This window comes from Azospirillum brasilense (assembly GCF_001315015.1).
Classification (GTDB): domain Bacteria; phylum Pseudomonadota; class Alphaproteobacteria; order Azospirillales; family Azospirillaceae; genus Azospirillum; species Azospirillum brasilense.
Map to the genome: position 1 here is coordinate 454,743 of NZ_CP012917.1, position 26,457 is coordinate 481,199.

Here is a 26,457-nt window from a genome sequence, read left to right on the forward strand (position 1 = left end):
CCTCTCCCCCCTGGGGAGAGGGTCAGGGTGAGGGGGCGCCCGTCAGGGCGTCCACGCACTGCAATGAGCTTGCGTGGTCGGCCTGCGGTCGCCCCCTCATCCCATACCCTTCTCCCCAGAGGGGAGAAGGGCTCTCACTCACCCGACGATCATTTCCGTCCACTTCTGGTTCAGCCAGTCGGACTTGCTCGTGTAGAGGTCGTAGCGCGGGATGATCGGCGCGATGTCGGAGGACACGGCGGCGAACTCCTGGTCCGTCAGGTCGGTCATCTTGCGGTCGATGGTCGGGGCGGTGCCGACCTTGCGCGAGAGCAGGGCCTGGATCGACGGCTGGCACATGTAGTCCACGAAGACGTGGGCGAGATCGCCGGCCTTGGAGGCGCGGGTGACCGCCCAGCTGCCGGAGTCGAGGATGCCACCCTCCTTCGGGAAGGTCGAGCGCACCGGCTGCCCGTCCGCGGCGGCGAGGCCGGTCACGTCGTGGTAATACTGGCCCATCGGGATCTCGCCGGACTTCAGCGAGGCCTCGAACTGCGCCTCGTCGCGGTACCAGAGCTTCACGTTGGACTTCAGCTCCGCCAGCTTCTTGAAGCAGTCGAGCTGCCCCTGCTCGCTGTCCAGATGCTTGGTGCCGCCGAAGAAGGTGGCCGCCGTGACCTCCAGCAGGAAGCTGTTGCTGACCAGCGCCAGCAGGCCGAGCTTGTCCTTGTTCGCCGGGTCCCACAGCGCCGCCCAGCTGTCCGGAGCCTGCGGGTAGCTCTTGGTGTTGGTCACCAGCGTGATGTACCAGGACACCGCGCCGATGCCGCTGACCTTGCCGTCCGGGTATTTGTTGACGAGGTGCGGGACGACCTTGGCAGCGTTGGGGATCTTCGACAGGTCGAAGGGCGCCCACAGCTCCGCCGAGGCCCCCTTCAGCATCGCCACCTGCGACATCATCGAGACGTCGGCGGGCGCCTGACGGGCGCGGGCCGCCTGTTCGAGCTGGACCAGCCACGCCTCGCCGGTCGGCTCGGCGATGGCCTCCACCGTGATGCCGGTGGCCTTAGAGAATTCCGGGAAGATGTGCTTTTCGAAGGATTCCTTGAAGTAGCCGCCGTAGACGCCGACCTTCAGCGTCTTTGACTGGGCGCGGACGATGTTCGGAAAGCCGATGGCGGCCACCGTGGCCAGCGTGCCCGCTCCGGCCAGGACGGCGCGGCGGTCGATACCGCCGGTCAAGGCGGCGTGAAGTCCCTGCTTACCCGTCGTCTCGTTCATGGATGCGACCTTTCCTTGCGGACGAGCTTATCTGTTCGTGAGGCCAGCATTGCGGCCTGCGGTCATTAGACGCCCGGCGCCGTTGCCCGAAAATCAGAAAGTTTTGTATCTTACTTCGATCCGGGCCGAAGTATCGGGCGTGCCGGACCCGGCGGGCGGGGCAGGGGAGGGCGGGCGTCGTGGCGATGATTCAGCTGGAAACCGTGGATCTGCGCCTGTTGCGGTTGTTCATGACCATCGTCGAGGCCGGCGGATTCAGTGCGGCACAGAGCGAACTGAACCTGTCGCTGTCCACCATCTCCACCCATTTCGCCGATCTGGAGACGCGGCTGGGCCTGCGGCTGTGCCGGCGGGGACGCTCGGGATTCCAGCTCACCCCGGAGGGGCAGGCGGTCTATGACGAGGCGCGGCGCGTGTTCGACACGCTGGAGCGTTTCCGCGGGCGGGTGCGCGGCCTGCGCGAGCGGCTGACCGGCACGCTGGCGGTCGGGCTGGTGGACAACACGCTGACCGACCCGCGCGCCCCGCTGGAACGCGTCTTCGCCCGCTTCACCGAGGCGGCGCCGGAGGTCTCGCTGATCATCAACGTGCGCCCGCCGAACGAGCTTCTGCGCGATGTCATCGGCGGGCAGTTGCAGCTCGCCATCGCCAGCTTCCCGCGCATCGTGCCCAGCCTGTCCTACCAGGACCTCTACAACGAGACGATCCACTTTTGCGTGGCGGACGGACACCCGCTGTACACTCTGCCGGATGAGGCCATCGATCTGGACGAAATCCGCCGCTACCGGCTGGTCGCGCGCAGCTATTGGGGATCGCGCGACCTGAAGATCTTCGCCATTTCGACGCCCAAGGCGACGGTCAGCGACATGGAGGGGGCGGCGCGGCTGATCCTGTCCGGTGCCTACGCCGGCTATCTGCCGGACCATTACGCGGCCCCCTACATCAAGGCCGGCCGGCTGCGGGTGCTGCTCCCCAAGGTCCTGTCCTATCAGGCGCCGTTCCAGGTGGCCTACGACGCAAACCGTTCCAAGAGCCCCGTGGTGGACCTGTTCATCGCCCTCACCCGCGAGGAGATGACCGCGCCGGAGTTCCGGAGCGCTTCCGTCGTCCGACCGGCCTGATCGTGCGTCGTTGCGGCAAGACGGGCGGCGATGTGTAAAGCAACCTTGACAGCGGCGCGGCGCCGTATGTAAAGCTTCCTTGTCATTGGGCGGCATGGAAGGGGCGGGGGGATGTTCAGCATCAAGCGCTACGGCGTCGAATTGTCCGGGGCTCTGGCTCTCTACGCGGCGCTTCTGCTCGGTGCCAACGCGGCGGATCGGTTGCTCCAACCGGAAGGCGCGATGAAAATCGCGCTCGCGCTTCTGCCGATCCTTGGCACGGTCGCCGTCGCCTGGACGGTTTTGCGGGGGCTGCGGCGAATGGATGAGCTTCAGCGCCGCATCCAGTTCGACGCGATCGCCCTCTCCTTCACGGGTACGGCGCTGGCAACTTTCGCCTGGGGCTTTGCGGAGGATGCCGGCGCGCCGGAACTGCGGGCGTTCCATGTTTGGCCGCTCATGGCGGTGCTGTGGGTCGTCGGGGTGTGCATTGCCCAGTGGCGCTACCGATGAGAAACGCGGTGAAAGACATCCGCACGGCCCGCGGCTGGAGCCAGAGTGAGCTGGCGGAGCGCCTTCAGGTGTCCCGCCAGACGGTCAATTCGATCGAGAACGGGCGCTACGACCCCAGCCTTCCGCTGGCCTTCGCCATTGCCCGGACGTTCGGCCTGACCATCGAGCAGATCTTCTTCCCCTGAAGGATGTCCGGTCCGGAATCCACCGGTTCCGTCAGATGTGATACTCCGGCTCCGGCACCGTCTGGTCCATGGCGAGCGCCGGCACCGTGTCGCGGCACCAGCCGACGATCCGCGCCGGGACGCCGACCACCGTGGCGCAGGGCGGCACGTCCTTCAGCACTACGCTGCCGGCCCCGACCTTGGCGCGGCTGCCGATCTCGATGTTGCCCAGGATCTTGGCGCCGGCCGACAGCAGGACGCCGTCGCGGACCTTCGGATGGCGGTCGCCATGCTCCTTGCCGGTGCCGCCCAGCGTGACCTCCTGAAGGATCGAGACGTCGTTGCCGACCACCGCGGTCTCGCCGATCACCACGCCGGTGCCGTGGTCGATGAAGACGCCGCGCCCGACCGGGACCGCCGGGTGGATGTCCACCGCGAACACCTCCGACACCCGGCTTTGCAGGAAGTGGGCGAGGTCGCGCCGCTCGCGCCGCCACAGCCAGTGGCCGATGCGGTGCCATTCCAGCGCATGGAAGCCCTTGTAGTAGAGGAAGGGCGTCAGGCAATTGTCGGCCGCCGGGTCGCGTGTGCAGATGGCCTGGAGGTCGGAGCAGGCCTCCTCCACGATGCAGGGCGCGTCGGCGACCGCCGAGCGCACGAGCATGGCGAGCTGGTCGGCGGAAATGTAGGAATCGCCCAGCTTGCGCGCGAGCAGGCTGCCCAGAGCCGACGGGAAGTCATGGTGCAGCAGGATGGCGGTGTCGATGAAGGGGCGCAGCCACGGCTCCTTCACGACGACATTCTCCGCCTCGGCGCGCAGCATCGCCCACATGCCGTTGACGCCCTCCAGAAACGGGGATTCCGGGCGGTCGCGTTCCGTGAGGTTCCGATCCTTGAAGCCCTGTTCCTTAAAGCAGGGGGCGACGATGTGATTCATGGCGCGCTTGTCCTGGTGTTCCCGACCGGTCCGGACGCCGGTCCGGTCATGGGGCCTTCAACAGGCCGGACGGGAGCCTAGCACGCCGCTTTCCGGAAGGGGAGCCATGTCGTGGGAAATGAAGGGTCACCACGAATTTTTGCACATTTTCATACTGTGAAAATAGCTTGCACACTCTGACAGGTCTAACCGCGCCGGCGGACGGGCTTATCAAATGATCGCATCGTCGCCGACGACCGTCATGACGAATGGGGCGTCCAGCGAGCGTGCGACATGACGCTGGAATCCATCACCCCGCTCGGCAATCATGCTGCCCGCCCTGTCCAAATGCTCAGTTCGGCCAGACCAGCCGGAGATGGATGAGCGCCGCGGCCTTTGTATCATGCCTTGGGATACGACCCATGAGACGAATTTTCAAGCTCGCAAGCCTTCTTGTCGTTTCGCTCATCGTCGCGGTCGCAGCTTACGGTGGAAAAGGATACTGGGACGCTCTATCGGATGCTCCGCACTTGCGTCAGCGCGCCGACGATCTGATCGCCCAAGGCTTGGGAGGAGATTCGCTCGGCGCGGACCATCTAGCGATGTTGCTGAACGTTGAGGACCCGAATTTCTTTGATCACGCCGGGGTGGATTTCTCGACCCCTGGCGCCGGAGCGACGACGATCACGCAATCGGCATCCAAGCGCCTTGCTTTCAAAAATTTTCGACCGGGTGTCGGGAAGATACGGCAAACCGGGTACGCGATGGGTCTGGAACGCCGCCTCTCCAAGGACCAGATCCTCGCCCTTTGGCTCGACACGCTGGAGATGGGCGAGGGGCCGGAAGGCTGGGTGACCGGCTTCCATAAGGCAAGCTCAGCCATCTATGGGCGGCCTCCGGCTGCGTTGAGCGGTGCGGAGTTTGCCCGATTGGTCGCCGTTCTCATCTCACCGGCGTCCTTCACGCTTCGTGACGATGACGTTGCGCTCACCGAGCGTGTCAGGCGGATCGAACGTTTGGTGGCAGGAGCGTGTGTTCCCGAAGGGCATGGGGACGTTTGGCTCGAAGGGTGCCGACAGCCTCCCGGCAGCTGATTGGGTACATTCGAGCCGTCATCCAGAGCATCCCTGTGGGCAACAATGTGCAGCGCAAGTTCAACTCGCATATTTTCCATAAGACTCCTTATGGGATTTCTCTGCCGGGCGATGTGGACTCCATCCCGAAATCCAGCACCTGTATCCGTACATAAGCTTGCCGGCTTCAGGGGTCAGCCCGCTCCTTCCGTTGAACCGGGAAAAGACGAACCCGCGCCTACGTCGGCCAGCCTGTTCTCGACGCAGTTCCGATCCCCCAGCGCAACTGCGGCAAGGTCATGGGCCACGCGGGCCATGACCGGCCCCCAGTCGCCGGGCGAGTCCTGCCGGTAGAGGCGCATTGTCGGGTACCAGGGGCTGTCGCTGCGCCCGCGGAACCAGCGCCAGCAGGCGTCGGCGCGCGACAGCATCCACACCGGACGCCCTGTTCCCGCCGCAAGGTGGGCGACCGACGTGTCCACGGTGATGACGAGGTCGAGATGCGCCGCGATGGCCGCGGTGTCGGCGAAGTCGGTCACATCCGCCATGGGGTCGGTGAGCAGACCCGCCGCGATGGCCGCCCGCGCCTGCTCCGCCGCGTTTCCGACCTGGAGGCTGACGGCCTCGATCCCCGGCACGGACAGCAGCGGTTCGATCAGGGCGAAGGGCACGCTGCGGCGGCGGTCCATCGCGTGGGAGGTGGGGTCGTGGCGCCGCGGATTGCCCGACCAGACGAAACCAACGCGCAACGGGCGTTTCCCGGCAAATTCCCCGCTCCGGTTCCAGCCGAGCCGCCCCGCCCACCCCGCCGCCAGTTCGGGGGACGGCGTGATGTAGGGCTCGCCGGAGGGTATTCCGTCGATGCGCGTGCCGAAGGCGAAGGGCAGGCTCATCAGAGGGCAGCACAGGTCGAAACGCGGCAATGCCGCCGCGTCTTCGTAAGTGGCCAAACGGTCGATGCCCCGCACCGAGGCCAGCAGACGGCGCAGCTCCGGCTGGACGATCAGCAGCACCCGCGCGCCGCGATCGGCCAGCAGCGGCGCATAGCGGACAAATTGCAGGGTGTCGCCCAGGCCCTGCTCGTAATAGAGGAGGATGGTCTTGCCAGCGATGTCCTCGCCCCGCCACAGCGGCTTGCCGGACACCGCCGCGGATTGGCCGGTGTAGTCCCAGCGCCGTTCGTAAAGCGCCAGCCCCTCTTCGAATTCGCCGAGCGCCAGCTTCAGCACCGCCAGCTCGCAGACCGGGTGCGGATGGTCCGGGCGCAGGGACTTGGCGGTTTCCAGCGCCGTTTCCGCCTCGTCGAACTGGCCAGCGTCGCGCAGCGCAATTCCCAGATTCAGAAGCGTCTCGAAATGCACCGGGTCGAGGGCGGCGGCGCGTCTCAGCCAGGACACGGCCTCATCAATCCGGCCATCGGCGGCCAAGGCGGAGCCGAGATTGCCCGGAACGCCGCGCGCCGCCGGCTCCAGCGCCAGGGCGCGGGCGAAATGACGGATGGCCTCGTCATAGCGACCGGCGGCCTTCAGCGCCGCGCCCAGATTCCCGAGGAAGTCGGTGTTCAGCCCATCCCGCGCCACAGCGGCGCCGATCAGCGCGACGGCTTCGCCATGACGGCCCTGTTGGCCGGCGACGATGCCCAGCAGGTGCACGGCGTGGGCCTGCTCCGGATCGGCGTCCAGGATGCGCTGGTAGATGATCGCCGCCTCGTCCAGCCGTCCGGCCTGATGGTGGTCGATGGCGACCGTGTAGGCTTCCTCGATCGTCGCCATGCCCCCGCACCCCGCACTGAAATCATCAAACGGGAAATCGTCGAACGGACCCGCCTTGCAGTAAACCGGAACCGGCGCGGCGCGCAAGCGTCCGCCTGCGTTACGCGCCTTCCTTCTCCGGCGTGGCGGGAGGCAGGCGGATGACGAAGCGCGTCCCCTCCGCTCCCACCTCTTCCTCCTCCAAACTGATGGTGCCGCCGAGCTGGCTAACAGTGTTGTGCACGATGTGCAGGCCGAGCCCGGCGTGGCCCCGGTCGCGGCGCGTGGTGAAGAAGGGATCGAAGATGCGCGGCCGCAGCGCCACCGGGATGCCCCGCCCGTCGTCGGCGACGGCCAGTTCCACGACGTCCGCCGCGGCCCGGCGGGCAACGACCGTCACGGTGCCGCTCCGCCTTTCGCCCTCTTGCCTATCCGTCCCCTCCCCGTCCGCGAAGCCGTGGTTGACCGCGTTCAGCAGCAGGTGCGAGACGATCTGCGCGATGGCCTGCGGGTAGCCGTCCATCATCAGTCCCGGCGGACAGTCCACGACAATCCGGTGTTCCGCCGGTTCCCAGAAGGGTCCCAGCGCCTCGACCGCCTGCATGAGGCAGAGGCGGAGGTCGAAGCGTCTGCGCATCTCCCCCGCCGGGTCCATCGCCAACTCCTTGAAGCGCTGCACCAGTTCCGCCGCGCGGACGGTGTTGTTGACCAGCAGCTCGGACACGTCGCCCATGTCGGTCAGGAAGCGTTCCAACTCGCGGCGGCGCAGTTGGCCGGAATCGAGAAGACGCTTCATCTTCGGCACCTTCTCGTGGATCAGGGTCGACGTGGTGAGGGTGATCCCAAGCGGCGTGTTGATCTCGTGCGCCACCCCGGCCACCATTTGGCCCAGCGCGGCCAGCTTCTCCGCCTGCACCAGATGGGCCTGGGTCCGCCGCAGTTCCGCCAGGGTGGAGTCCGCCTGTTCCTTGGCGCGGCGCAACTCGTCCTCGCGGCGGTTGATTTCGGCGGCGAAGTGGTGGACGGCGCGGGCCATGTCACCCAGCTCGTCGCGCCGATCCAGGTCGCTCACCTGCCCATCGCTCGGGTCGTGGGCCAGTCGCCGGGTGGCGTCCTGAAGCCGGCGCAGGGGCCGCGTAATGCCGCCGGCCACCAGAAGCGCCGCCCCGGCGGCAAACAGCAGGCCGATGGTCGCGCCGATGAGCAGGGTGGAGCGCAGCAGGCCGGCGCTTCGCACCGCGCTGTCCTGGAACAGGTCGTTCAGGTGGCGGGCGGTGTTCATCACCGCGGCGGCGTCCATGTCCATCGCGGCGATGGCGCCGTTCTGGCGGGCGAGCCCGTCGGTGGCGCGCTCCAGCCCGTCGCGCCAGGCGGTGATGGCGGCCAGCATCTCGTCCTGGATCAGCGGGGAGATGGGGAGTCCGACCACCCGGTCGCGCAGCCGCCCGCTGTCGGCCGCGACATCGCGCAGCCCGCGCGTATCGCGCCGCTCCAGTGCCCTCAGGGTCCGTCCGCTCAGCGACAGGGCCGTCATGGCGACGGTCTGGGTTTCCTGCTCCATGGCGTGGGCCGAAACGGTGCGGCGCAGAAGTTCCGCCACCTCGGCCTGGACGGCACCATGGCCGGTGCCGGTGATGTCCAGCACCCGTTGGGCGACGGCGTCATAACGTGGCGCCAGCTCCGGCAGCGTCCACCGGTCCAAACGCTCGGCGCGCAACCGCGTCAGTTCGGCAAGGGCCGTCCCATAGACGTCGTCGGCAGCGGCGGGCACGCCGTCCCGCCCCGTCCCCTCGCCTGCCCGGGCAAGCGACGCGGCAAGACGGTCCGCGATGCACTCCACCCGGTCCAGCGACGGTGCCAAGCTATCAAACCGCGGCTGCGCTTCGGGCGGCGCATACGAATCGGTGATGGCCGCCGCATCCTTTGCGGCCAGCCGTGCGCGCAGCACCGCTTCCCGCAGGTCGTGCAGGCCGTCCACCACGGTACGGCTGGCCAGCAACTGCCGGTCGACCTCGGCCAGGGAGGCGACGAGCGTGGTGTTGGCGGCGTGCTGCCGCTGGCGCGCCTGTTCGGCCAGGGCGAGCAGCCGAGCTTCCTGTTCCGCCATGCCGCGGGCGCGGGCGTCGCCGAAGGCGATGGCGTCCACCAACTCCTCCAACCGGGCGGCGTGGCGGTCCGAGGCGCGGCGGGCGGTGTCGACCGCGTCGGCCTGGGCACCCCGGTCCGCCAGCCCGCCCAGAGCCTCCAGCGCTTCCCGGGCGCCGTGAGTGGCGCGGCGGAAGGTGACCTCATGGGGCAGGCGGCCTTCGGGAGTGGAGTGGATGAAGTCGTTGCGGGCCGCGGTGGCGGCGATCATCTCACGATAGACGGTGCCGGCCAGGACCGCGGCTTCGCGCGAGCGGCCGGAGCGCTCCAGCAAAATCCAGGCGGACACCGCGATCAGCGCCGCGATGACCACTGGGATTCCACCCACCGTCGCTATGCGATACGAGATCCTCATCACGCTCCGCCGGCTGCCGTTCCTCCGAGCGGCTGCGAAGCAGGCCGGTGGCGGAACACCGCAAAGCTAGCGATAGCACTCTGGAGTTGTCGAGTTCTTTCAATTTTGGCGAAAATTAAAACTAATTTGTGGCATGGCCGGCTATCAGCGGCTGTGGTGATTCCAGGTCGTCAGCGGCCAGCCCCGCTGGGCGCGGGGCTGGTCGAGGTTGGGGCCGCCGTGTCGAGAGCCGGCGCCGCGGCGGGATCCGCCTCAACACGGCGCTTCAGGATCATCAGGCCGAGCGTCGTGACAATGGTCCCGGCGACGATGGCCAGGACATAGGGGCCAAGCGGCGCCACCGCGTTGGGAATAGCCAGCACGAAGACGCCGCCGTGCGGCGCCCGCAGGCCGCAGCCGAACCACATCGACAGGGCGCCGGCCACCGCCGACCCGGCCATGGCCGCGGGGATGACGCGCAGCGGGTCCTTGGCGGCGAAGGGAATCGCCCCTTCCGTGATGAAGGCGAGGCCGAGCACGCCGGCGGCCTTCCCCGCCTCGCGCTCCTGCATTGTGAAGCGGCTGGGCACGACCATGGTGGCGAGCGCCAGCCCGAGCGGCGGCGTCATGCCCGCGGCCATCACCGCGGCCATCGGCGTGTAGGTGTTGGAGGCCAGAAGCCCGACGGCGAAGGTGTAGGCCGCCTTGTTGACCGGCCCGCCCATGTCCAGCGCCATCATGGCGCCGAGCAGCGCACCCAGCGCCACCGCGTTGGCGCCGGTCATGCCCTGCAGGAAGGCGGTCAGCCCGTTCATGATCGCGGCGACCGGCGTGCCGATGACGTAGACCATCAGCAGACCGACCGCCAGCGTGCCCAGAAGCGGGATGATCAGCACCGGCTTCAGCCCCTCCAGGTTCTGCGGCAGCCGGATGGTGTCGCGCAGCCAGCGGGCGATGTAGCCGGCCAGGAAACCCGCCACGATGCCGCCCAGAAAACCGGCACCGATCTTGGCCGCCAGCATCCCGCCGATAAAGCCGGGGGCGAGGCCGGGCCGGTCGGCGATGGAATAGGCGATGTAGCCGGCCAGCACCGGCACCATCAACCCGAAGGCCGCCTCTCCGCCGATCTGCATCAGCGCTGCCGGCAGGGTTCCCGGCTCCTTGAAGGCCTCGATGCCGAAGACGAAGGACAGGGCGATGATCAGGCCACCGGCCACCACGAGGGGCAGCATGAAGGACACGCCGGTCAGCAGATGCTTGTAGGGGCCGGACTGCGCCTCCTTCTGCCGCGCCTTGGCCCCCGACACCGCGTCGGCGTAGGCGGGCGCGGCGGCGCTTCCCGCCGCGGTCGGGGCCGGCAGGGCGAGCGCCTCGTCGATCACGCGGGCGGGCTGTTTCAGCGCCTCCCCCACCGAGGTCTTCAGCAGGCGCTTGCCGGCGAAACGGTCGGTGGCGACGTGGGTGTCGGCGCCGATGATGACGGCCTCGGCCTCGGCGATCTCCTCCTCCGTCAGCGCGTTCTTCGCACCGACCGAGCCCTGGGTTTCGACCTTGATGCGGTAACCCTTGGCCTGGGCGGCCTGTTTCAGCGCCTCCGCCGCCATGAAGGTGTGGGCGATCCCCGTCGGGCAGGCGGTGATGGCGACCAGCAGGCCGGGACTGCGCACCACGGTGGGAGCCGTTTTCGGGGCTGTCTGCGGAGGGGCGGATGTGGGCTGCTGCGGCCCGGGGACATCGGCCAAGGCGTTGCCGATCACCGATTTGGTGTCGCGGATGGCGGCGGCGGTGGAGGTGCGCAGGATCGGCTTGCCGGCGAAGCGGGAATCGTCCACGGCGATGTCGGTGGCCAGGATCACCGCGTCGGCCGCCGCGATGTCGGCGGCGGAAAGCGGCGTCTGCACGCCGTTCGACCCCTGGGTCTCCACCGCGATGGCGTGGCCCATCAGCGCGGCGGTGCGGCGCAGCGCCTCGGCTGCCATGACGGTGTGGGCGATCCCCGTCGGGCAGGCGGTCACAGCCACGAGCTTTGCCATCGCGATCCCTCCGGCGCTGAATGCCTTACAATTCCTCCACCCGAACGGCCCGCATCAGCTCGGCGAGGCGCTCCGGCGGCGGCAGTTCGGGGCCGAGGCGGGACAGCGTGCCGGCGGCGAAAGCGGTGCCGCGCCGCGCGCAGTCCTCAAGCCCCACACCGGCCAGCCGGGCGGCGACGACCCCGGCGACCATGGCGTCCCCGGCGCCGACCGTGCTGGCGACCTCGACGGGCGGCGGCACGGCGAGCAGCGCGCGGCCGCCCTCCACGAAGACGGCGCCCTCGGCGCCCAGCGACACGACGACGAGCGCGATGCCGGACTCCGACAGCTCGCGCGCCGCGCACACCACCTCGGCCCGATCCTTCAGCGGGCGGCCCAGCAGTTCAGCCAGCTCCGCAGCGTTCGGCTTCACCATGTCGGGGTGGGCGGCCACGGCGTGGCGCAACGGCGGGCCGCTGGTGTCCACCACCACGAAGGCGCCACGCCGGTGCAGGGCGGTGACCATCTCGGCGTAAGCGGTGTCCGGCACGCCCGCCGGCACGCTGCCCGACAGAACGAAGATTGGATTGGCGGCGGCGAGATCATCCACCACGGTCAGCAGCCCCTGCCAGCTTTCCGCCGGGACATGCAGACCCGGCAGGTTGATGTCGGTGACGGAGCGGCCCTCGCGGTCCACCAGCTTGATGTTCACCCGGCTGCGGCCGGCCAAGCGCAGGCAGCGGTCGCGGATACCGCGGCGGCGGAACAGCGCGTCGAAGACGGCTGTGTTCTCCTCACCGAGGAAGCCGGTGGCGGTGACGGGTGTGGCGCCGCCGGCCAGGGACGCGCCGGCCAGGAAGGCGGCGACGTTGATGCCCTTGCCGCCCGCGGTCCGCGTCTCGGCGACCGCCCGGTTGACCGCACCGGCGGCGAAGCCCGGCACGTCCAGCGTCTGGTCGATGGCGGCGTTCAGTGTCACGGTAACGACACCGGCACGTAAGTTGGATGGTGGGGTCATGACACGCCTCCGGCGTCGGCGAAACGTTGACGGACCAGAGCCCTCACCTCCGCCGCGTCGGCGCAGTCCAGCGCCTCGCGGGCGGTGCGCTCGGCATCGGCCATGGCGATGGCGCGCAGCCGCGCCTTGACCGAGGGAACGGCGGGAATGGCCACGCTCAACTCCGTGACGCCCAGGCCGGACAGCAGCACCGCTCCCGCCGGGTCGCCGGCCACCCCGCCGCAGGCGCCGACCCAGATTCCGGCGCGGCGGGCGGCGTCCACTGTGCGCTCCACCATGCGCAGGACGGCGGGGTGCAGCCCGTCGGCCTGCGGGGCCAGCACCGGGTGCAGCCGGTCCATCGCCAGTACATACTGCGTCAGGTCGTTGGTGCCGATGGAGAAGAAGGACACCTCCCGGGCCAGCCGGTCGGCCATCATCACGGCGGACGGTACCTCGATCATGATGCCAAGCTCGACCCGCGGCACGTCCAGCTCGCGCCGCACCGCCTCGGTGATCGCCTTGGCGCGCTCCAGCTCCGCCGGGGTGGCGATCATCGGGTACATGATGCGCACCGGCCCCTCCACGGAGGCGCGCAGCATGGCGCGGAGCTGGGTGCGGAACAGGTCCTCCCGCTCGAAGCACAGGCGGATGCCGCGCACGCCCAGGAAGGGGTTGCCCTCCGCCGGCATGCGCAGGTAGGGGACGTTCTTGTCGCCGCCGATGTCCAGCGTGCGCAGGATGATCGGCAGCCCGTTCATCGCCCGCACCATGGTCCGGTAGGCGGCGAACTGCTCCTCCTCGTCCGGCGGCAGGTCGCGCTGGAGGAACAGGAACTCGGTGCGCATCAGCCCGACGCCCTCGCCGCCCGCCTCCACGGCCTGCACCGCCTCCGCCGGGTCGGAGATGTTGGCGGCGACCTCGACGCGCCGTCCGTCCGTGGTGATGGCCGGCTTGTAACGGTCGAGCCGCTCGGCCTCCCGCCGCTCGCCCACCTTGATCCGGGCCTCGGCGGCGCGACCGCGGTCGCGCTCGCTGGGGTCGGCGACCAGAACCCCGCCATCGCCGTCGAGGATCGCCGCGCGCCCGTTCTCCAGGTCCAGCACCGACGGCCCGGCGGCGACGACCGCGGGGATGTCCAGCGAGCGCGCGATGATCGCCGTGTGGGAGGTTGCGCCGCCCCCCGCCGTGCACAGCCCCAGCACCTTGGCCGGGTCGAGCTTCGCCGTGTCGGACGGCTCCAGATCCTCGGCCAGCAGGATGACGGGGTGGTCCGGCAGAGCCGCCATGGTCTCCGTCACCACGGCGAGCAGGCGCAGCACCCGACGCCCGACGTCGCTGAGGTCGGCGGCCCGCCCGGCCAGCAGCGGGTCGGCGAGCTGGGCCAGCGTGCCGGCGCGCTCCTCATAGACCGCACGCCACGCCCAGCCGGCGCTCTTGCCCCGGTCGATCAGGGCGTGGGCTTCGGCAACCATCTCCGGGTCATCGAGAAGCTCCTGATGCGCCTTGAAGATGGCCGCCTTGGCGGCGCCGGCCTTCTTCCAGAACGCCTCGTGCAGGTTGCGCAGATCGGCGGCGGCGGCGGCGAGCGCTTGGTCCAACCGCCGGTGCTGCGCCTCGGGATCGGGGGCGGCCTCGGCGACCGTCAGTTCCTCCCGCTGGAACTTCCAGACCGGGCCGGTGGAGATGCCTGGGGAGGCGGAGATGCCGGCGATCACCCGCCCGTCATAGTCGAGGTCGGCCGGGACCGCCCGTGGGATTGCCTCCTCCGCAGGTGCCGCCGCAGTGACAGGTTCGTCCAACCCCGCGCCGAAGGCGGCGCGGATGGCCTGGAGCGCCGCCCCGGCGTCCTCGCCCGACGCGGTGATGGTCAGCGGTTGGCCGCCCGACGCACCGAGCCGCAGCAAGGAAATCAGGCTCTTGGCGTTGGCCGTGGTGCCGTCGTGCCGGACGGCGATCTCCGCGCGGAAGCGCTTGGCGACCTCGACCAGCGCCGTCGCCGGGCGGGCGTGCAGGCCATGGGGCGATGGGGCGGTGACCGCTATGCTGTCCCCATCGATGGGAACCGCGACCGGCTCACTCACGGGTGCGGCGGGCGCCTCGCCGTTCAGCACGGCCATGATGGCGCGCGGGTCACGGGTGGTGCCCAGCCGCGCGGCCTCCGTGGGGTCGCCCAGCACGCCGGTCAGCCGTTGCAGGACGGCGATGTGCTCGTCCGACTTGGCGGCGATGCCGACGACCAGCCGTGCCGGTTCCCCGCCTCCCCAATCGACGCCCTGGGGGAACTGGACGACCACCACGCCGGTCCGCCGCACCAGATCGCGCGCTTCGGGAAGCCCGTGGGGGATGGCGATGCCGCTGCCGAGATAGGTGCCGGACACCGCCTCGCGGCCCAGCATGCTGTCGATGTAGCCAGGGTCGATCAGGCCGCAGTCAACCATCGCCCGCCCGGCGATGCGGATGGCCTCCGTCTTGTCCGGCGCCGAGAGCCCAAGGTGCACCTGCGATTCGGAGACCTGAAGCATCGCTCGTCCTCCCCCAGCGCAGAAAAGTCCGGGCGCGGGGCCGGACTCATCCTTAGAGGAGGATAACGCGTCAGTCGCAGCGCCGTTCCGGGACAGATTCGCGCAGGGTGCCGCCGTCGCCGCGCGTGTGGGCCAGCATCCCGGTGACGCGGGCGACCAGTGCGGTGGTCTCGAAAGGCTTCTGAAGCACCTCGCAGCCCGGTTCCAGGATGCCGGTGCCGAGCGTGGCGTCGTAAGCGTAGCCGGTCATGAACAGCACCCCCAGCTCGGGCCGCCGCTCATGCACCGCCTCGGCCAGCTGCCGCCCGTTCATGCCGGGAAGCCCCACGTCGGTCACCACCAGATCGGCGCGCAGGCCGCCGTCCAGCAGCTCCAAAGCCTCCGCCCCGTCCGATGCCTCGACCACGTCCAGACCGGCGTCCTCCAGCGCCTGCACCGCGACCATGCGGACCAGCGCCTCGTCCTCCACCAGCAGCACGGTTCCGGCGGTGCCGTCCACCGCGCCGTTTGCGATGGGCGCCGCGGCGGTCCCCGGCGGCAGACCGGCGCCATCCTCCCCGTCGCAGCGCGGCAGGTAGAGGCGCACGGCGGTGCCCCGCCCGGCCTCGCTGTCGATGCGCACCAGCCCGTGGGACTGGCTGACGAAGCCGTAGACCTGCGACAGACCCAGCCCGGTCCCCTGCCCGATCGGCTTGGTGGTGAAGAACGGGTCGAAGGCACGCTTGATGATGTCGGGCGGCATGCCCATGCCGGTGTCGGCGACGGTCAGGACCACATAATCGCCGGGGGCAGCGCCGGAGACGTCGCCCGCCACGTCGGTCGCCGTCAGCTGGGCGTTGGCGGCGGTGATGGTGATGCGCCCGCCGTCCGGCATGGCGTCGCGGGCGTTCACCACCAGATTCAGCAGCGCGATCTCCAGTTGGTTGGAATCGCACCAGGCCGCCCATACGTCCGGCGGGCAGTCGGTCGCGATGGACACCTGCTCGCCCACCGTGCGGCGCAGCAGGTCCTCCATACCCTCGACCAGCACGCAGGGCTCCGTCGCGTCGGGGCGCAGCGGCTGCCGCCGGGCGAAGGCGAGAAGGCGCTGCGTCAGCCCGGCGGCGCGGGTCGCCCCGACCTTGGCATGGGTGGCGTAGTCGCGCAGGTCCGCCCGCTCCGCCGTGTCCAGCCGGGACAGCAGCAGGTCGAGATTGCCGGAGATCGCCGTCAGCAGGTTGTTGAAGTCGTGGGCGATGCCGCCGGTGAGCTGGCCCAGCGCGTCCATCTTCTGGGAATGGCGCAGCGCCTCCTCGGCCCGCTCGCGCTCCGCCTCGGCGCGCAGGCGGGCGGAGACGTCGACCACCGCGGCCATGGTGCGCAGAAAAGCGCCCCACCCGTCCCGCTCGATCCGGGCGGACACCAGCACGTCGGCGACCTCCCCCGACCGCTTGACCAGCCGGTAGGGCATGTCCTGGAAGGCGCCGAGCCGCAGCAGCTCCGGCCAGCGGTTCTCCCGATGCTCCCGCGCGACGTCCGGCGGCATGAACTCCGTGATGTTGCGGCCGAGCACCTGGCCCCGGCTCTCATAGCCCATGAATTCCAGCCAGCGGTCGCTGACGCTCAGCAGCCGTCCCTCGGCGTCCAAGGAGTGCAGCGGCACCGGGGTCTTGGCGTAGAGCGCGCTGAGGTCGGCCTGGGCGCGCTGCCGCTCCGCCACCTCGCCCAGCAGCCGGCGGTTGGCGGCCACCAGCTCCGCCGTGCGCTCGGCCACCTGCCGCTCCAGATCCTCGCGGGCGTCGGCCTGGGCGGCGCGGGCCTTCACCGCGTCGTCGATGTCGGTACAGGTGCCGAACCAGCGGGTGATCCGCCCGTCCCCGTCGCGCAGGGGCACCGCCCGCCCCAGGAACCAGCGGTACCGGCCCCCGGCCTCGCGCAGCCGGTACTCGACCTCGTAGGAGTTGCCCGACCGCACCGCGGCGGTCCACAGGGCGGCGGTCCGCGCCCGGTCGTCCGGATGGACCACATCCATCCAGGCCGCGCCGGTCATCGCCTCCGGCCGGGTGCCGGTGTAGGAGAACCAATGCAGGTTGTAGTAATCGGGGAGTCCGTTCGGTGGGGTTGACCAGACGAGTTGCGGCATGCTTTCCGCGATGGCGCGGAACTTGGCCTCGCTGTCGCGCAGCGCGATTTCCGAGGCGCGGCGGTCGGTGATGTCGCGCACCACCACCGAATAGGCGGCCGGCGCACCCGTGGCATCGCGCGCCACGGTCAGCACGGTGGAACCGAAGAAGCGCCGCCCGTCGCGCGCCGCATGGATCCATTCGCCCTCGCAGCGCTCCTTTTCCGCCACCCCCGCCAGCAGGCCGCGGATGTTCTCCGCGCAGCGCTCCTCCGGTGCGAAGAGCAGGGACAGCGGACGGCCCAGCGCCTCCTCCTCGGTGTGGCCGAACAGGCGGCGGCTGCCCTCGTTCCACGAGGTGATGCGGCCCTCCAGGTCCAACGTGACAATGGCGTAGTCGCGGATGTCGTCGATGGCCTGCCGCAGCCGGTGCAGATTTTCCTCGGCCAGCCGCCGCTCGGCCAGGGTGCGCGCCTCGACGATCGCTCGCTCCACCGCGGCGGGCAGATGGGCCAGCCGCTGCTTCAGCACATAGTCGCGGGCGCCCATCTTCAGGGCCGACACCGCCGTCTCTTCCCCCATCCGCCCGGACAGGAACAGAAAGGGGATTTCCGGAGTGCGGGCCTTGGCGATCTCCAGCGCCTCCAGCCCGTCGAAGTCCGGAAGGAAGAAGTCGGCCAGGATCAGGTCGAAGCGCTGCCCGCCGAGCGCCGCCTCGAAGGTCGCGCGGGTGTCCACGCGGGTCACGTCGCAGGAGATTCCCGCCTTCCTCAGGCGCGCGCAAGCCAGCTCGCAGTCCAGCGGGCTGTCTTCCAGATGCAGGATGGTCACGGCAGCGGGCATTCCGGCGGGCATTCCTTCAGGCGCCTTTTCCCGCGGGCGGGGTTCCCGCCGGGCGGCGGGCGCAGCCGACCGGGGGTTCGTTCAGGATCGCCCAGAAGGCGCCCAGGTCGCGGATCGCCTGGAAGAAGGCCTTGAAGTCCACCGGCTTCACCACGAAGGCGTTCACCCCCAGCTTGTAGCTGCGCACGAGGTCGCTTTCCTCGCGCGACGCGGTGAGCATCACGATGGGGACGTGCCGGGTTTCCGGATCGTTCTTCACCCGCTCCAGCACCTCCAGCCCGTCGATCTTCGGCAGCTTGAGGTCGAGCAGGACGACGGCGGGAAGCTGGGTCGGCTGCCCCGTCTCCGGATCGCGGCGGGTCAGCATCCGCAGCGCCTCCTCGCCGTCGCGGGCGACGATCACGTCGTTGGCGAGCTGGCATTTCTCCAGAGCCGCCAGGGTCAGTTCCAGGTCCCGCGGGTTGTCTTCGACCAGCAGGATGGGTTTCAGGTCACTCATGTTTCAGGTCACTCATCGAGATCGCGCGGATCCGGTTTCGCCATCCCGGCCTTCGGCAGCGTGAAGTAGAAGATGGCTCCCTTGTCGAGCCGCCCGTCGGCCCAGGTCCGTCCACCATGGCGCTCCACGGCGCGGCGCACGTTGGCCAAGCCGATGCCGATGCCTTCGAACTCCTCGTTGCGGTGCAGCCGCTGGAAAACTCCGAACAGCTTCTTCTCGTAAGCCTGATTGAAGCCGACCCCGTTGTCCCTGACGAAGAAGAGGGTTTCGGTGGGCCGGTCTTCGCAACCCACGGCGATGCGCGCCGGTTCCCGGCCGCGGGAGTATTTGATGGCATTTGACAAAAGATTTTGCAGAACCAGCCGCATCATCACGGGATCGCCGCGCACCGTGGGCAACGGGGCGATGTCCCACTCGATGGCCCGCCCGGCGGTGTCGGGGGCCAGCGTCTCCCGCACCTCCGCCACCAGGGCTTTCATATCCACCGAGACGGGGGTCAGCTCGCTGCGCCCCATCTGGGAGAAGTGCAGCAGATTGTCCACCAATGTGCCGGCGCTGTTGGCCGCGTCCACGATGACGTCCAGATAGCGCTTTCCAGTGGCGCTCAACTGGTCCGACTCCAACTCCTGCAACAGCTCGGCGTAGCCGACGATGTGGCGGAACGGCGCGCGCAGGTCGTGGGAGACGGAGTAGGAGAAGGACTCCAGCTCCTTGTTGGAGCGCGCCAGCTCCCGCGACAGGGCGGCCAGTTCCTCCGCCTTGCGCAGGACGATGCCGATGACGGCATGGCGCAGCGCCGCGGCGGTGTCGCGCTCCGCCGCGGTCCAGGGCAGCGCGCGGTGGCGCACCGTCTCCTTCCAGGTTTCGAAGGAGGCGCGCGGGCTCAACCCCCGCCCGTCGCGGTCGAGCGGCTTGCGCGGGTCACCGCCCCAGCGGACGGTGCGCACCACCTCGGGCCGGAACCACAGCACGTAGCTGGCGTGCAGCTTCGACACGGCGACGGCCAGCAGCCCCGCCGCCTTGCCCTCGAAGTCCGCCGCCGCTGGGTAGAGAGCGGGCAGGCTGTCCGTCTCGAACTGCTCCGGCTCGCCCTGGGCGGCCAGCCAGTCCACAAGGCCGCGCACCTGCTCTTCCGTCGGGGTGTCGCCGACCAGCGTGCAGCGCCGTTCGAAGACGACGGCGGCCCCGCTGGCGTTGGCGAAGCGCAGCAGGTCGTCAGGGTGTTCGGTCAGGCCGGCGATGAAGGGATCGGCCTGGGCCATGGCGGCCAGCAGCCGCGCCTGGATGGACTGCAGGGCGATACGGTGTTCGGCGTCGCGCCGGTCCTCCACCGCGGCGATGCGCACCGACAGGATCTGGGCGATCAGGTCGCAGGCCGAGCGCACGGCGTAGGACACCGCCCTCGGCTCCTGATGGTGGCAGGAGACAAGCCCCCACAAGGCCCCGTGCAGCAGGATCGACACCGACATGGACGAGGCGGTTTCCATGTTCCGCATGTACTGCACATGCACCGGCGACACGCTGCGCAGGACGGAGAAGCTGAGGTCCAACGGCGGCGCCCCTTCGGGGACCAGCGACACCGGGGCGTAGCCGGCGTCGGGGATCAGCCGCTGGCGGTTCAGCCGGTACAGCTCGCGCGCCTGGGTGGGGATGTCGGAGGCGGGAAAGCGCAGGTCCATATAGGAGGGCAACCGCCCGTTCCCGTCCTCCGCCACCACCGTGCCGTGCCAGTCGGCGTCGAAGCGGTAGATCAGCACGCGGTCGAAGCCGGTCAGCGCGCGGACCTCCTGCGCGGCGCAGTTCAGGAGGTCCGCCGGCGCGTTCAACGCGTCCAGCCGCTCCAGCGCCTCGCGCATGCGCGGGTAGACGTGGTCGAGGAGGTCGGTTTCCAGCCCGTCCAGCCGCTCCAGCTCCAGGATCACCACGCTGTTGCCCGCCGCGTCATCGACGGCGTGAGCAAGAAGCTGATGACGGCCGGCACCGGGCAGTTCGGTCATGGCGACCGGCACCGGGCGGGAGGGAACCGGACCAGTGGCGAGGAAGGAGCGGACTGCGGCGGCGATCTGCGGGTGCAGCGCCCGTTCCAGCGGCTGACCCAACGCCTGCGCCAGCGGCAGGGACAGCGCCGGCGCGGCATTCGCGCTGGCTTGGATCAGGATGCCATCGGCGTCGCTTCCAGAGAAGGCCAACAGCATGCCGTGGGGTTGGATGCTGCCGGGGCGATGGATCGGTTCCCGGCTGCAGGCGTCGAGGTCCAAGTCACCAACGGTCATGGCGCTGATCCTCGCGGCAGCGTTCACTCCAAAAACAAAGACAATCCAATAGGTCGCTCCTTAATGCCCTGCTCACCGTCCGGTCTATTCGATGATTTCAGATAATGTCGAATGTTTCGACGTGGCAGGCATCTCTTTGGTTATCAACGGCGGAGGACTGAGGCAATACCACTTCAGAACAAGGGCATAAGAGATTGGTCATATAAAATACCTTTCGTTCCGCGCAACATGGGAAAGGGGGTAGGACAGGATACGGGAGATCGCCCGGAGCGGATCCACGCGGTTGGAACTTTTCGACCGGATCGCGTAAAATTCGCCCCAGGGCTTCGGACGGAACCGGAACGGGTCCGGCGGACGGAAGGCGGGCAGGAGTGCATCGGAACGGAATCGACGCCGCGCGGCTGGGCACCGCGCGCTGCAGCAGCTGCGCCATACGGGACCTCGTCCTGTTCGGCGACTTGCGCGACCAGGATTTCGACCTGATCCACATTCCCATCGACGAGCTGCGCTTCCAGCCCGGCGCCACGCTCTACAGCGCGGGGGACGAGGGCGGCTCCCTGTACACGATCCGCAGCGGGCTGGTGAAGCTGGTTCAGTTCCTTCCCGACGGCACGCAGCGCATCGTCCGGCTGCTCCGCCGGGGCGCCGTGGCCGGGCTGGAGGTGCTGGTCGGCAAGCCCTACGAGCATACCGCCGTCGTGCTTCAGGAGGCCGAGACCTGCCGCCTGCCGCGGGCGGTGGTCGAGCGGCTGAGCAAGGAGACGCCGCGCCTGCATGCCCGCCTGATGGAGCGCTGGTACCAATCCCTGCACCAAGCCGACGAGTGGCTGACCGAGCTGTCCACCGGCAGCGCCCGCCGACGGCTGGCCCGGCTGTTCCTGAAGCTCGCTGCCGATGCTCCAAGCGAGCCGGTCCTGCTGTCGGGCCGCGAGGATCTGGGCGCCATGCTCGGAATCGGCATGGAGACGGCCAGCCGCACCATCGCCGAGTTCAAGCGCGCGGGCTTGGTGGTCGAGCAGGCGCCGAACGTCTTCGTCTGCGACCTGTCCGCGCTGGAGACGGTGGTGCTGGACGGGTAGGCGAGGCTCAACCCCTCGGCACCCCCACCCCCCTTCCGACAAATATCGCCACCCAGCCCCCGTCCGTTTGCGGATTCGCAAAGGCGGCGCCGCGCCGTCTCCCTAGCCTGTAGGGATGGCCCGCCCCCTGCCCCGCCCCTGCCCATTTGTCCGCGGGCCGAACCACGGACGAGCATGATGAGCGTTTCCACCACCGAACCGCAAACCGCCTCCCACACCGCGGAATCCGCGCGCAAGGGCGGCCTCTACGCCAAGCACAACAAGATCTACCCGAAGTCGGTCGCCGGCACCTTCCGCCGGCTGAAATGGCTGACGCTGATCCTTCTGCTCGGCCTCTACTACGTCACCCCCTGGATTCGCTGGGACCGCGGCCCCAACGCGCCGGATCAGGCGGTGCTGGTGGATATGCCGGGCCGCCGCCTGTACTTCTTCTTCATCGAGCTGTGGCCGCAGCAGGTCTATTACCTGACCGGCGCGCTGATCCTGGGGGCCATTGGTCTGTTCCTGGCGACCGCGCTCGCCGGCCGCGTCTGGTGCGGCTACGCCTGTCCGCAAACGGTGTGGAGCGACCTGTTCCTGTGGGTGGAGCGCCGGATCGAGGGTGACCGCGGCGACCGCATCCGCCTGGACCACGCCCCCTGGTCACCGGCCAAGCTGGGGAAGAAGGCGGCCAAGCACGCCGCGTGGCTGCTGATCGCACTGCTGACCGGCGGGGCCTGGGTCTTCTATTTCAACGACGCCCCGACCCTGGCGCTGGAGATGCTGCGGTTCGAGGCGTCCTCGTCCGTGCTGCTGTTCATCGGGCTGTTCACCGCGACCACCTATCTGCTGGCCGGCCACGCGCGCGAGCAGGTTTGCATCTATATGTGCCCCTGGCCGCGCTTCCAGGCGGCGATGCAGGACGAGGAGAGCCTGACCGTCACCTATGAGGACTGGCGGGGCGAGGGCCGCGGCCACCTGAAGCGCTCGCAAAGCTGGGAGGAGCGCAAGGCGAAGGGGCTGGGCGATTGCATCGATTGCGGGGCTTGCGTCCATGTCTGCCCGACCGGGGTGGACATCCGCAACGGCCCGCAGCTCGCCTGCATCGGCTGCGGCCTGTGCGTGGACGCCTGCAACGACGTGATGGCAAGGATCGGGCGGCCCGGCGATCTGGTCCGCTTCGATTCCCTGAACGCCCAGATCGCGCGGGCCAACGGCGCCAAGCCGACGTTCAAGCCGATCCGCCCGCGCACCATCATCTACACGCTGCTGCTGACCGTCGTCGGCGGGATGATGGCCGCCGGGCTGGTGCTGAAGCCGAAGGTCGACGTGAACATCCTGCGCGACCGCGCGCCGCTGTTCGTCACCCTGTCCAACGGCGACATCCAGAACGCCTACACGGTCAAGGTCCTGAACATGACGCGGGCGGCCCAGAGTTACCGCCTGTCCTTCACCGGCCTTCCCGGCGCCGTCCTGTCGGTGGCCGGCGGTGAGGGCGAGGCGGCGGCGGGCTCCGTCCTGGTCCAGGCCGATCCCGACAGTGTGGCGACCCACCGCGTGCTGGTGCGCGTGCCAAAGGAGGCGCTGCGCCAGCCCTCAACCCCCACGGCTTTCGTCGTCACCCGCCAGCCGGACGGGCTGACCGTCCAGCACGAGACCGTCTTCCTCGGTCCCTGATCCCATCCTGTCTCGTCAACGATGGAGAGTGCGCCATGAACTTCGACACCACCACCTACATCGCCCTGGTCGGCGCCCTCAGCGTGTTCGTCGTGACCATCGGCGTCTTCGCCTTCCTGCTAACCCGCAAGGGCAAGTGAAGGCGTCCGATTCGAAAGCGGGCGTCCGATCTCCGGGCGCCCGTTTTCCGTCGGAGGGTGAGGTTGCCTGCCGCGCCGGACCTGTTGCATAACGGCGTTCGGCGGGAGATCCCCCAAGAACGGCGTCGTGAAGGGCCCATCGATGGAAGTGCTGACGTTCTCGCCGGAGGATTTCTCCCATGAGCTTCTGGCGCTGGAGGTCGCTAAGCTCATCAAGGACGAAACGCCCCCGCCCGAGCCGCTCATCTTCCACGCCTACTGGGACGGCGTGCTGAACGAGAAGCACCTCATTTCGGTGAAAAGCTGCCATCTGTTCAACGCGCGCGGCAACGGAAACAGGATCATCGTCTGGACCCAGAACGGCGTCGACAACGATTATTTGAGGGAAATCGGAAAATACGCCGAGATACGCGCCTTTTCCGAGCGTGACGAGTGCCGAGGCACCTTTCTTGAGGGAAACGCTTTCGGGCGGTCGATCGATGCGTCCTTCTATTCCGATATCGTCCGCTACATCCTGCTCTACAAATACGGCGGCGTCTGGTTCGACCTCGATTGCCTGTTCCTGAGAAGCGTCACACCGCTCCTGAACCAGTTTCCCGGCAAGATCCTGGCCTACCGATGGGAGCGGCAGAACTATCCCAACGGCGCCGTCTACATCTCCCCCAGGCCGCGCTCCGAAGCGATGAAGGGCAACATCGAGTTCATCCGGAACCGCGGCCGCGGCTGGGGTTTCCAGCAGGCCGGCTTGGTCTATGACACGCCGATGGACATCCTCGTGCTGCCGTGCCCCTGGTTCGACGCCGGGTGGATCGACAACCCGGTGCTTCACTTCAACGACTTCATGAAGGCGTCGCCGGTCAATCACACCCTCGACAGCTTCTTCCCCGGTGCCTTCTGCTTTCACTGGCACAACAAGTGGCGCGACACGATCGAGCCGTCGAGCCCGATGGATCGGCTCGCCCGCGACATCGACCGCCGGCTGTCCATGGAGCGCTGAGCGCCGCCGCAATCATCGCCGCAAGCCTCTGTTGAAGCCGCGACGCCGGACGGAACAGGACAGAGCGGGGCCTCATCATGACCACCACGCTGAAGGGAAGCGCCGACCGCCTGGAGGCGGGCGGCTGGGCGGCCAGCAGCAACGTCTGGAATCCGGGCGGCTACCGCAACGGCAAGGACTTTACCCAATCCATCGCCATCGACGAGGCGGCCTTTCCCAACGGGACGGTGATCAGCTGGAGCTGGCCCTACGACAGCCGGCGCGCCCTGACCTACGAGAATTACCCGGTGCGCGCCTATCCGGAGCTGACCCACGGCGTCAACCCGTGGAACGGCGCGCCGTCCACCAGCGCGGTCCTGCCGGCGCGGATCGCCGACCTGCCGAACTTCGACGTGACCTACAAGGTCGGCCTGACCGGTGCCACGAACCTCTACAACGTCGCGGTCAGCCTGTGGATCGGCGACGACCCGAAAAAGGGGATCGAAGGGGTGACCGACGAGGTGATGGTGTGGCTGCACAGCGGCTACTTCACCCCCGCCGGGGAGCCGGTCGCCACGCTGACCGACGCGCAGGGGGACGCCACCTTGTGGAACAAACCGGTGTTCAGCGGCGGGGTGGACGGCAACCCGATCGACTGGGAGTACACGGTCCTGCAATATGGCGACGACCGGCTGGCCGGGACGCTGGACCTGGACGGATTGCTGGACGCGCTTCAGGAGCGCGGAATCGTCACTGAGACCGACTGGGTTCTCGGCTTCCAGTTCGGCGCCGAGGTGGCGGCGGGCGCCGGATCGATGACGGTCGAGCAATTGGCGGTGGATTTCACCGCACCCCCGGCGCCGCTCCTGACTCCAACCTCGGTCCCGGCGGCAGTCGCGACGCCGCCGGAGCCGGTGATCGGGGTGGTGCCGTCGGCGTAGGGGTGAGCGGCCATGGCGGCCCCCCACCCCCACATCCCGACCGATCAGCCGGCCAGCGACTTGCCGGCGGCGCCCAGATCGGCGAAGGCCTCGTCCAGGCGGCGGACCATGCCCTGCTCGCCCAGGCGCAGCCACTTGCGCGGGTCGTACAGCTTCTTCAGCGGCTTGCCCGACTGCGGGTCGATCTGATGGCGGAAGGCCGCCTCGTTCTCCAGCACGAAGCCGCCGATGGACTCGGCGAAGGCGAACTGGGTGTCGGTGTCGATGTTCATCTTGAACACGCCGAAGCCGACCGCCTGGGCGATCTTCTCCTTCTCCGACCCCGAACCGCCGTGGAACACCAGGGCCAGCGGCTTGGCGCCGCCGCCGTGACGCTCGGCCACCAGGGACTGCGAGGCGCCGAGGATCTCCGGACGCAGCTTCACGTTGCCCGGGGCGTAGACGCCGTGCACGTTGCCGAAGGAGGCCGCGACCGAGAAATGGCCGATGGGCGACAGCTCCTCATAGGCGCGCAACACGTCTTCCGGCTGGGTGTAGAGGTGGGCGTTGTTGGCGGCGTCCAGGTCCTCCGACCCGATGCCGTCCTCCTCGCCGCCGGTCACGCCCAGCTCGATCTCCAGGCTCATGCCCAGCGGGGCGAGGCGCTTGAGGACGCGGGCGCATTCCGACAGGTTGAAGTCCAGCGACTCCTCCGACAGGTCGAGCATGTGCGAGCTGAACAGCGGCCGGCCGGTGCGGCGGAAATGCTCCTCGCCATGGCCGATCATGCCCTCGACCCAGGGGATCAGGCCCTTGTTGGCGTGGTCGGTGTGCAGGACGACGCAGACGCCGTACTGCTCGGCCAGCAGATGGACGTGCTGGGCCGCCGACACGGCGCCGAGGATGCGCGCCTGGAGCGCGTCCTTCATGCCCTCGCCGGCGTAGAAGCGGGCGCCGCCGTTGGAGAGCTGCACGATCACGTCGGAGCGGTTCTTCGCCGCCGCCTCGAGGACGGCGTTGATGCCGTTGGTGCCGACCACGTTGACCGCCGGCAGAGCGTAACCGCCGTCCTGGCAGGCGGCGATCAGCGCGCGGTAGTCCTCTCCGGTCACGACGCCGGGCTTCAGTCGGGTCGGGGCAGACATGGGTGAATTCCTCCCTCGGAAAAATACTGCCTTGA

General features: G+C 68.9%; 19 protein-coding genes. 8 read left to right on the top strand and 11 right to left on the bottom strand.

From position 1 onward, the window contains the following. Positions 1-138 precede the first annotated feature (138 nt). Positions 139-1,260 (bottom strand): ABC transporter substrate-binding protein, encoded by a 1,122-nt coding sequence (locus AMK58_RS26960; protein ID WP_051140932.1) that lies wholly within the window; start codon positions 1,258-1,260, stop codon positions 139-141. Positions 1,261-1,445: 185 nt separating this feature from the next. On the opposite strand from AMK58_RS26960, the gene AMK58_RS26965 reads away from it, so the two are divergent. The 3 genes from AMK58_RS26965 to AMK58_RS26975 all read left to right on the top strand — a co-directional run bounded on the left by AMK58_RS26965 (position 1,446) and on the right by AMK58_RS26975 (position 3,058). Next, positions 1,446-2,381, top strand: a complete 936-nt coding sequence (locus tag AMK58_RS26965; protein ID WP_035682469.1) for a LysR family transcriptional regulator — start codon at positions 1,446-1,448, stop codon at positions 2,379-2,381. Between the two features lie 111 nt (positions 2,382-2,492). Continuing rightward, positions 2,493-2,873 (top strand): hypothetical protein, encoded by a 381-nt coding sequence (locus AMK58_RS26970; protein WP_035682472.1) that lies wholly within the window; start codon positions 2,493-2,495, stop codon positions 2,871-2,873. Next, entirely contained in the window at positions 2,870-3,058 is a 189-nt protein-coding gene (locus tag AMK58_RS26975; protein WP_035682474.1) for a helix-turn-helix transcriptional regulator, read from the top strand. Before AMK58_RS26970 ends, AMK58_RS26975 begins: the two co-directional genes overlap by 4 nt. A 31-nt stretch (positions 3,059-3,089) precedes the next feature. Here AMK58_RS26975 and cysE read toward each other — a convergent pair whose 3' ends face one another. Further along, a complete protein-coding gene (cysE, locus tag AMK58_RS26980; RefSeq protein WP_051140934.1) occupies positions 3,090-3,974 on the bottom strand; it encodes a serine O-acetyltransferase in 885 nt (294 codons plus the stop codon). Positions 3,975-4,375: 401 nt separating this feature from the next. On the opposite strand from cysE, the gene AMK58_RS26985 reads away from it, so the two are divergent. Beyond that, the gene (locus AMK58_RS26985; protein WP_035682475.1) at positions 4,376-5,047 is read left to right on the top strand and encodes a transglycosylase domain-containing protein; all 672 of its coding nucleotides are present in this window, start codon (positions 4,376-4,378) and stop codon (positions 5,045-5,047) included. A gap of 173 nt (positions 5,048-5,220) precedes the next feature. Here AMK58_RS26985 and AMK58_RS26990 read toward each other — a convergent pair whose 3' ends face one another. The 8 genes from AMK58_RS26990 to AMK58_RS27025 all read right to left on the bottom strand — a co-directional run bounded on the left by AMK58_RS26990 (position 5,221) and on the right by AMK58_RS27025 (position 20,506). Next, positions 5,221-6,798, bottom strand: coding sequence for a tetratricopeptide repeat protein (locus AMK58_RS26990; protein WP_059399679.1), 1,578 nt, complete (start codon positions 6,796-6,798; stop codon positions 5,221-5,223). Positions 6,799-6,898: 100 nt separating this feature from the next. Beyond that, positions 6,899-9,277: a sensor histidine kinase gene (locus AMK58_RS26995; protein ID WP_236778357.1), complete on the bottom strand. Its 2,379-nt coding sequence runs from the start codon at positions 9,275-9,277 to the stop codon at positions 6,899-6,901. A 170-nt stretch (positions 9,278-9,447) separates the two neighbouring features. Continuing rightward, entirely contained in the window at positions 9,448-11,289 is a 1,842-nt protein-coding gene (locus AMK58_RS27000) for a PTS fructose-like transporter subunit IIB (RefSeq protein WP_035682479.1), read from the bottom strand. Positions 11,290-11,314: 25 nt separating this feature from the next. Continuing rightward, the gene (gene pfkB / locus AMK58_RS30725; RefSeq protein WP_236778358.1) at positions 11,315-12,247 is read right to left on the bottom strand and encodes a 1-phosphofructokinase; all 933 of its coding nucleotides are present in this window, start codon (positions 12,245-12,247) and stop codon (positions 11,315-11,317) included. Positions 12,248-12,282: 35 nt separating this feature from the next. Then, on the bottom strand, positions 12,283-14,790 hold the full coding sequence (gene ptsP, locus AMK58_RS27010) for a phosphoenolpyruvate--protein phosphotransferase (RefSeq protein ID WP_059399682.1): 2,508 nt from the start codon (positions 14,788-14,790) through the stop codon (positions 12,283-12,285). A gap of 70 nt (positions 14,791-14,860) precedes the next feature. Beyond that, entirely contained in the window at positions 14,861-17,734 is a 2,874-nt protein-coding gene (locus AMK58_RS27015) for a PAS domain S-box protein (protein ID WP_051140939.1), read from the bottom strand. Between the two features lie 16 nt (positions 17,735-17,750). Then, positions 17,751-18,233 carry a response regulator gene (locus AMK58_RS27020; RefSeq protein WP_035682490.1) on the bottom strand — a complete coding sequence of 161 codons (483 nt, stop codon included), beginning with the start codon at positions 18,231-18,233 and terminating at the stop codon, positions 17,751-17,753. Between the two features lie 8 nt (positions 18,234-18,241). Then, the gene (locus AMK58_RS27025; protein WP_035682491.1) at positions 18,242-20,506 is read right to left on the bottom strand and encodes an ATP-binding protein; all 2,265 of its coding nucleotides are present in this window, start codon (positions 20,504-20,506) and stop codon (positions 18,242-18,244) included. A 371-nt stretch (positions 20,507-20,877) separates the two neighbouring features. Here AMK58_RS27025 and AMK58_RS27030 point away from each other — a divergent pair, with 371 nt between their 5' ends. The 4 genes from AMK58_RS27030 (at position 20,878) to AMK58_RS27045 (ending at position 25,298) form a co-directional block, all read left to right on the top strand. After that, entirely contained in the window at positions 20,878-21,585 is a 708-nt protein-coding gene (locus tag AMK58_RS27030; RefSeq protein WP_035682493.1) for a Crp/Fnr family transcriptional regulator, read from the top strand. 177 nt (positions 21,586-21,762) lie between these two features. Then, the gene (gene ccoG, locus AMK58_RS27035) at positions 21,763-23,241 is read left to right on the top strand and encodes a cytochrome c oxidase accessory protein CcoG (RefSeq protein ID WP_059399683.1); all 1,479 of its coding nucleotides are present in this window, start codon (positions 21,763-21,765) and stop codon (positions 23,239-23,241) included. Between the two features lie 282 nt (positions 23,242-23,523). Then, the gene (locus tag AMK58_RS27040; protein WP_035682497.1) at positions 23,524-24,378 is read left to right on the top strand and encodes a glycosyltransferase; all 855 of its coding nucleotides are present in this window, start codon (positions 23,524-23,526) and stop codon (positions 24,376-24,378) included. A gap of 77 nt (positions 24,379-24,455) precedes the next feature. After that, the gene (locus AMK58_RS27045; RefSeq protein WP_035682499.1) at positions 24,456-25,298 is read left to right on the top strand and encodes a GH12 family glycosyl hydrolase domain-containing protein; all 843 of its coding nucleotides are present in this window, start codon (positions 24,456-24,458) and stop codon (positions 25,296-25,298) included. A 44-nt stretch (positions 25,299-25,342) separates the two neighbouring features. Here the strand turns inward: AMK58_RS27045 and fbaA are convergent, their stop codons facing one another. Then, positions 25,343-26,422 (bottom strand): class II fructose-bisphosphate aldolase, encoded by a 1,080-nt coding sequence (fbaA, locus tag AMK58_RS27050; RefSeq protein ID WP_035682507.1) that lies wholly within the window; start codon positions 26,420-26,422, stop codon positions 25,343-25,345. Positions 26,423-26,457 lie beyond the last annotated feature (35 nt).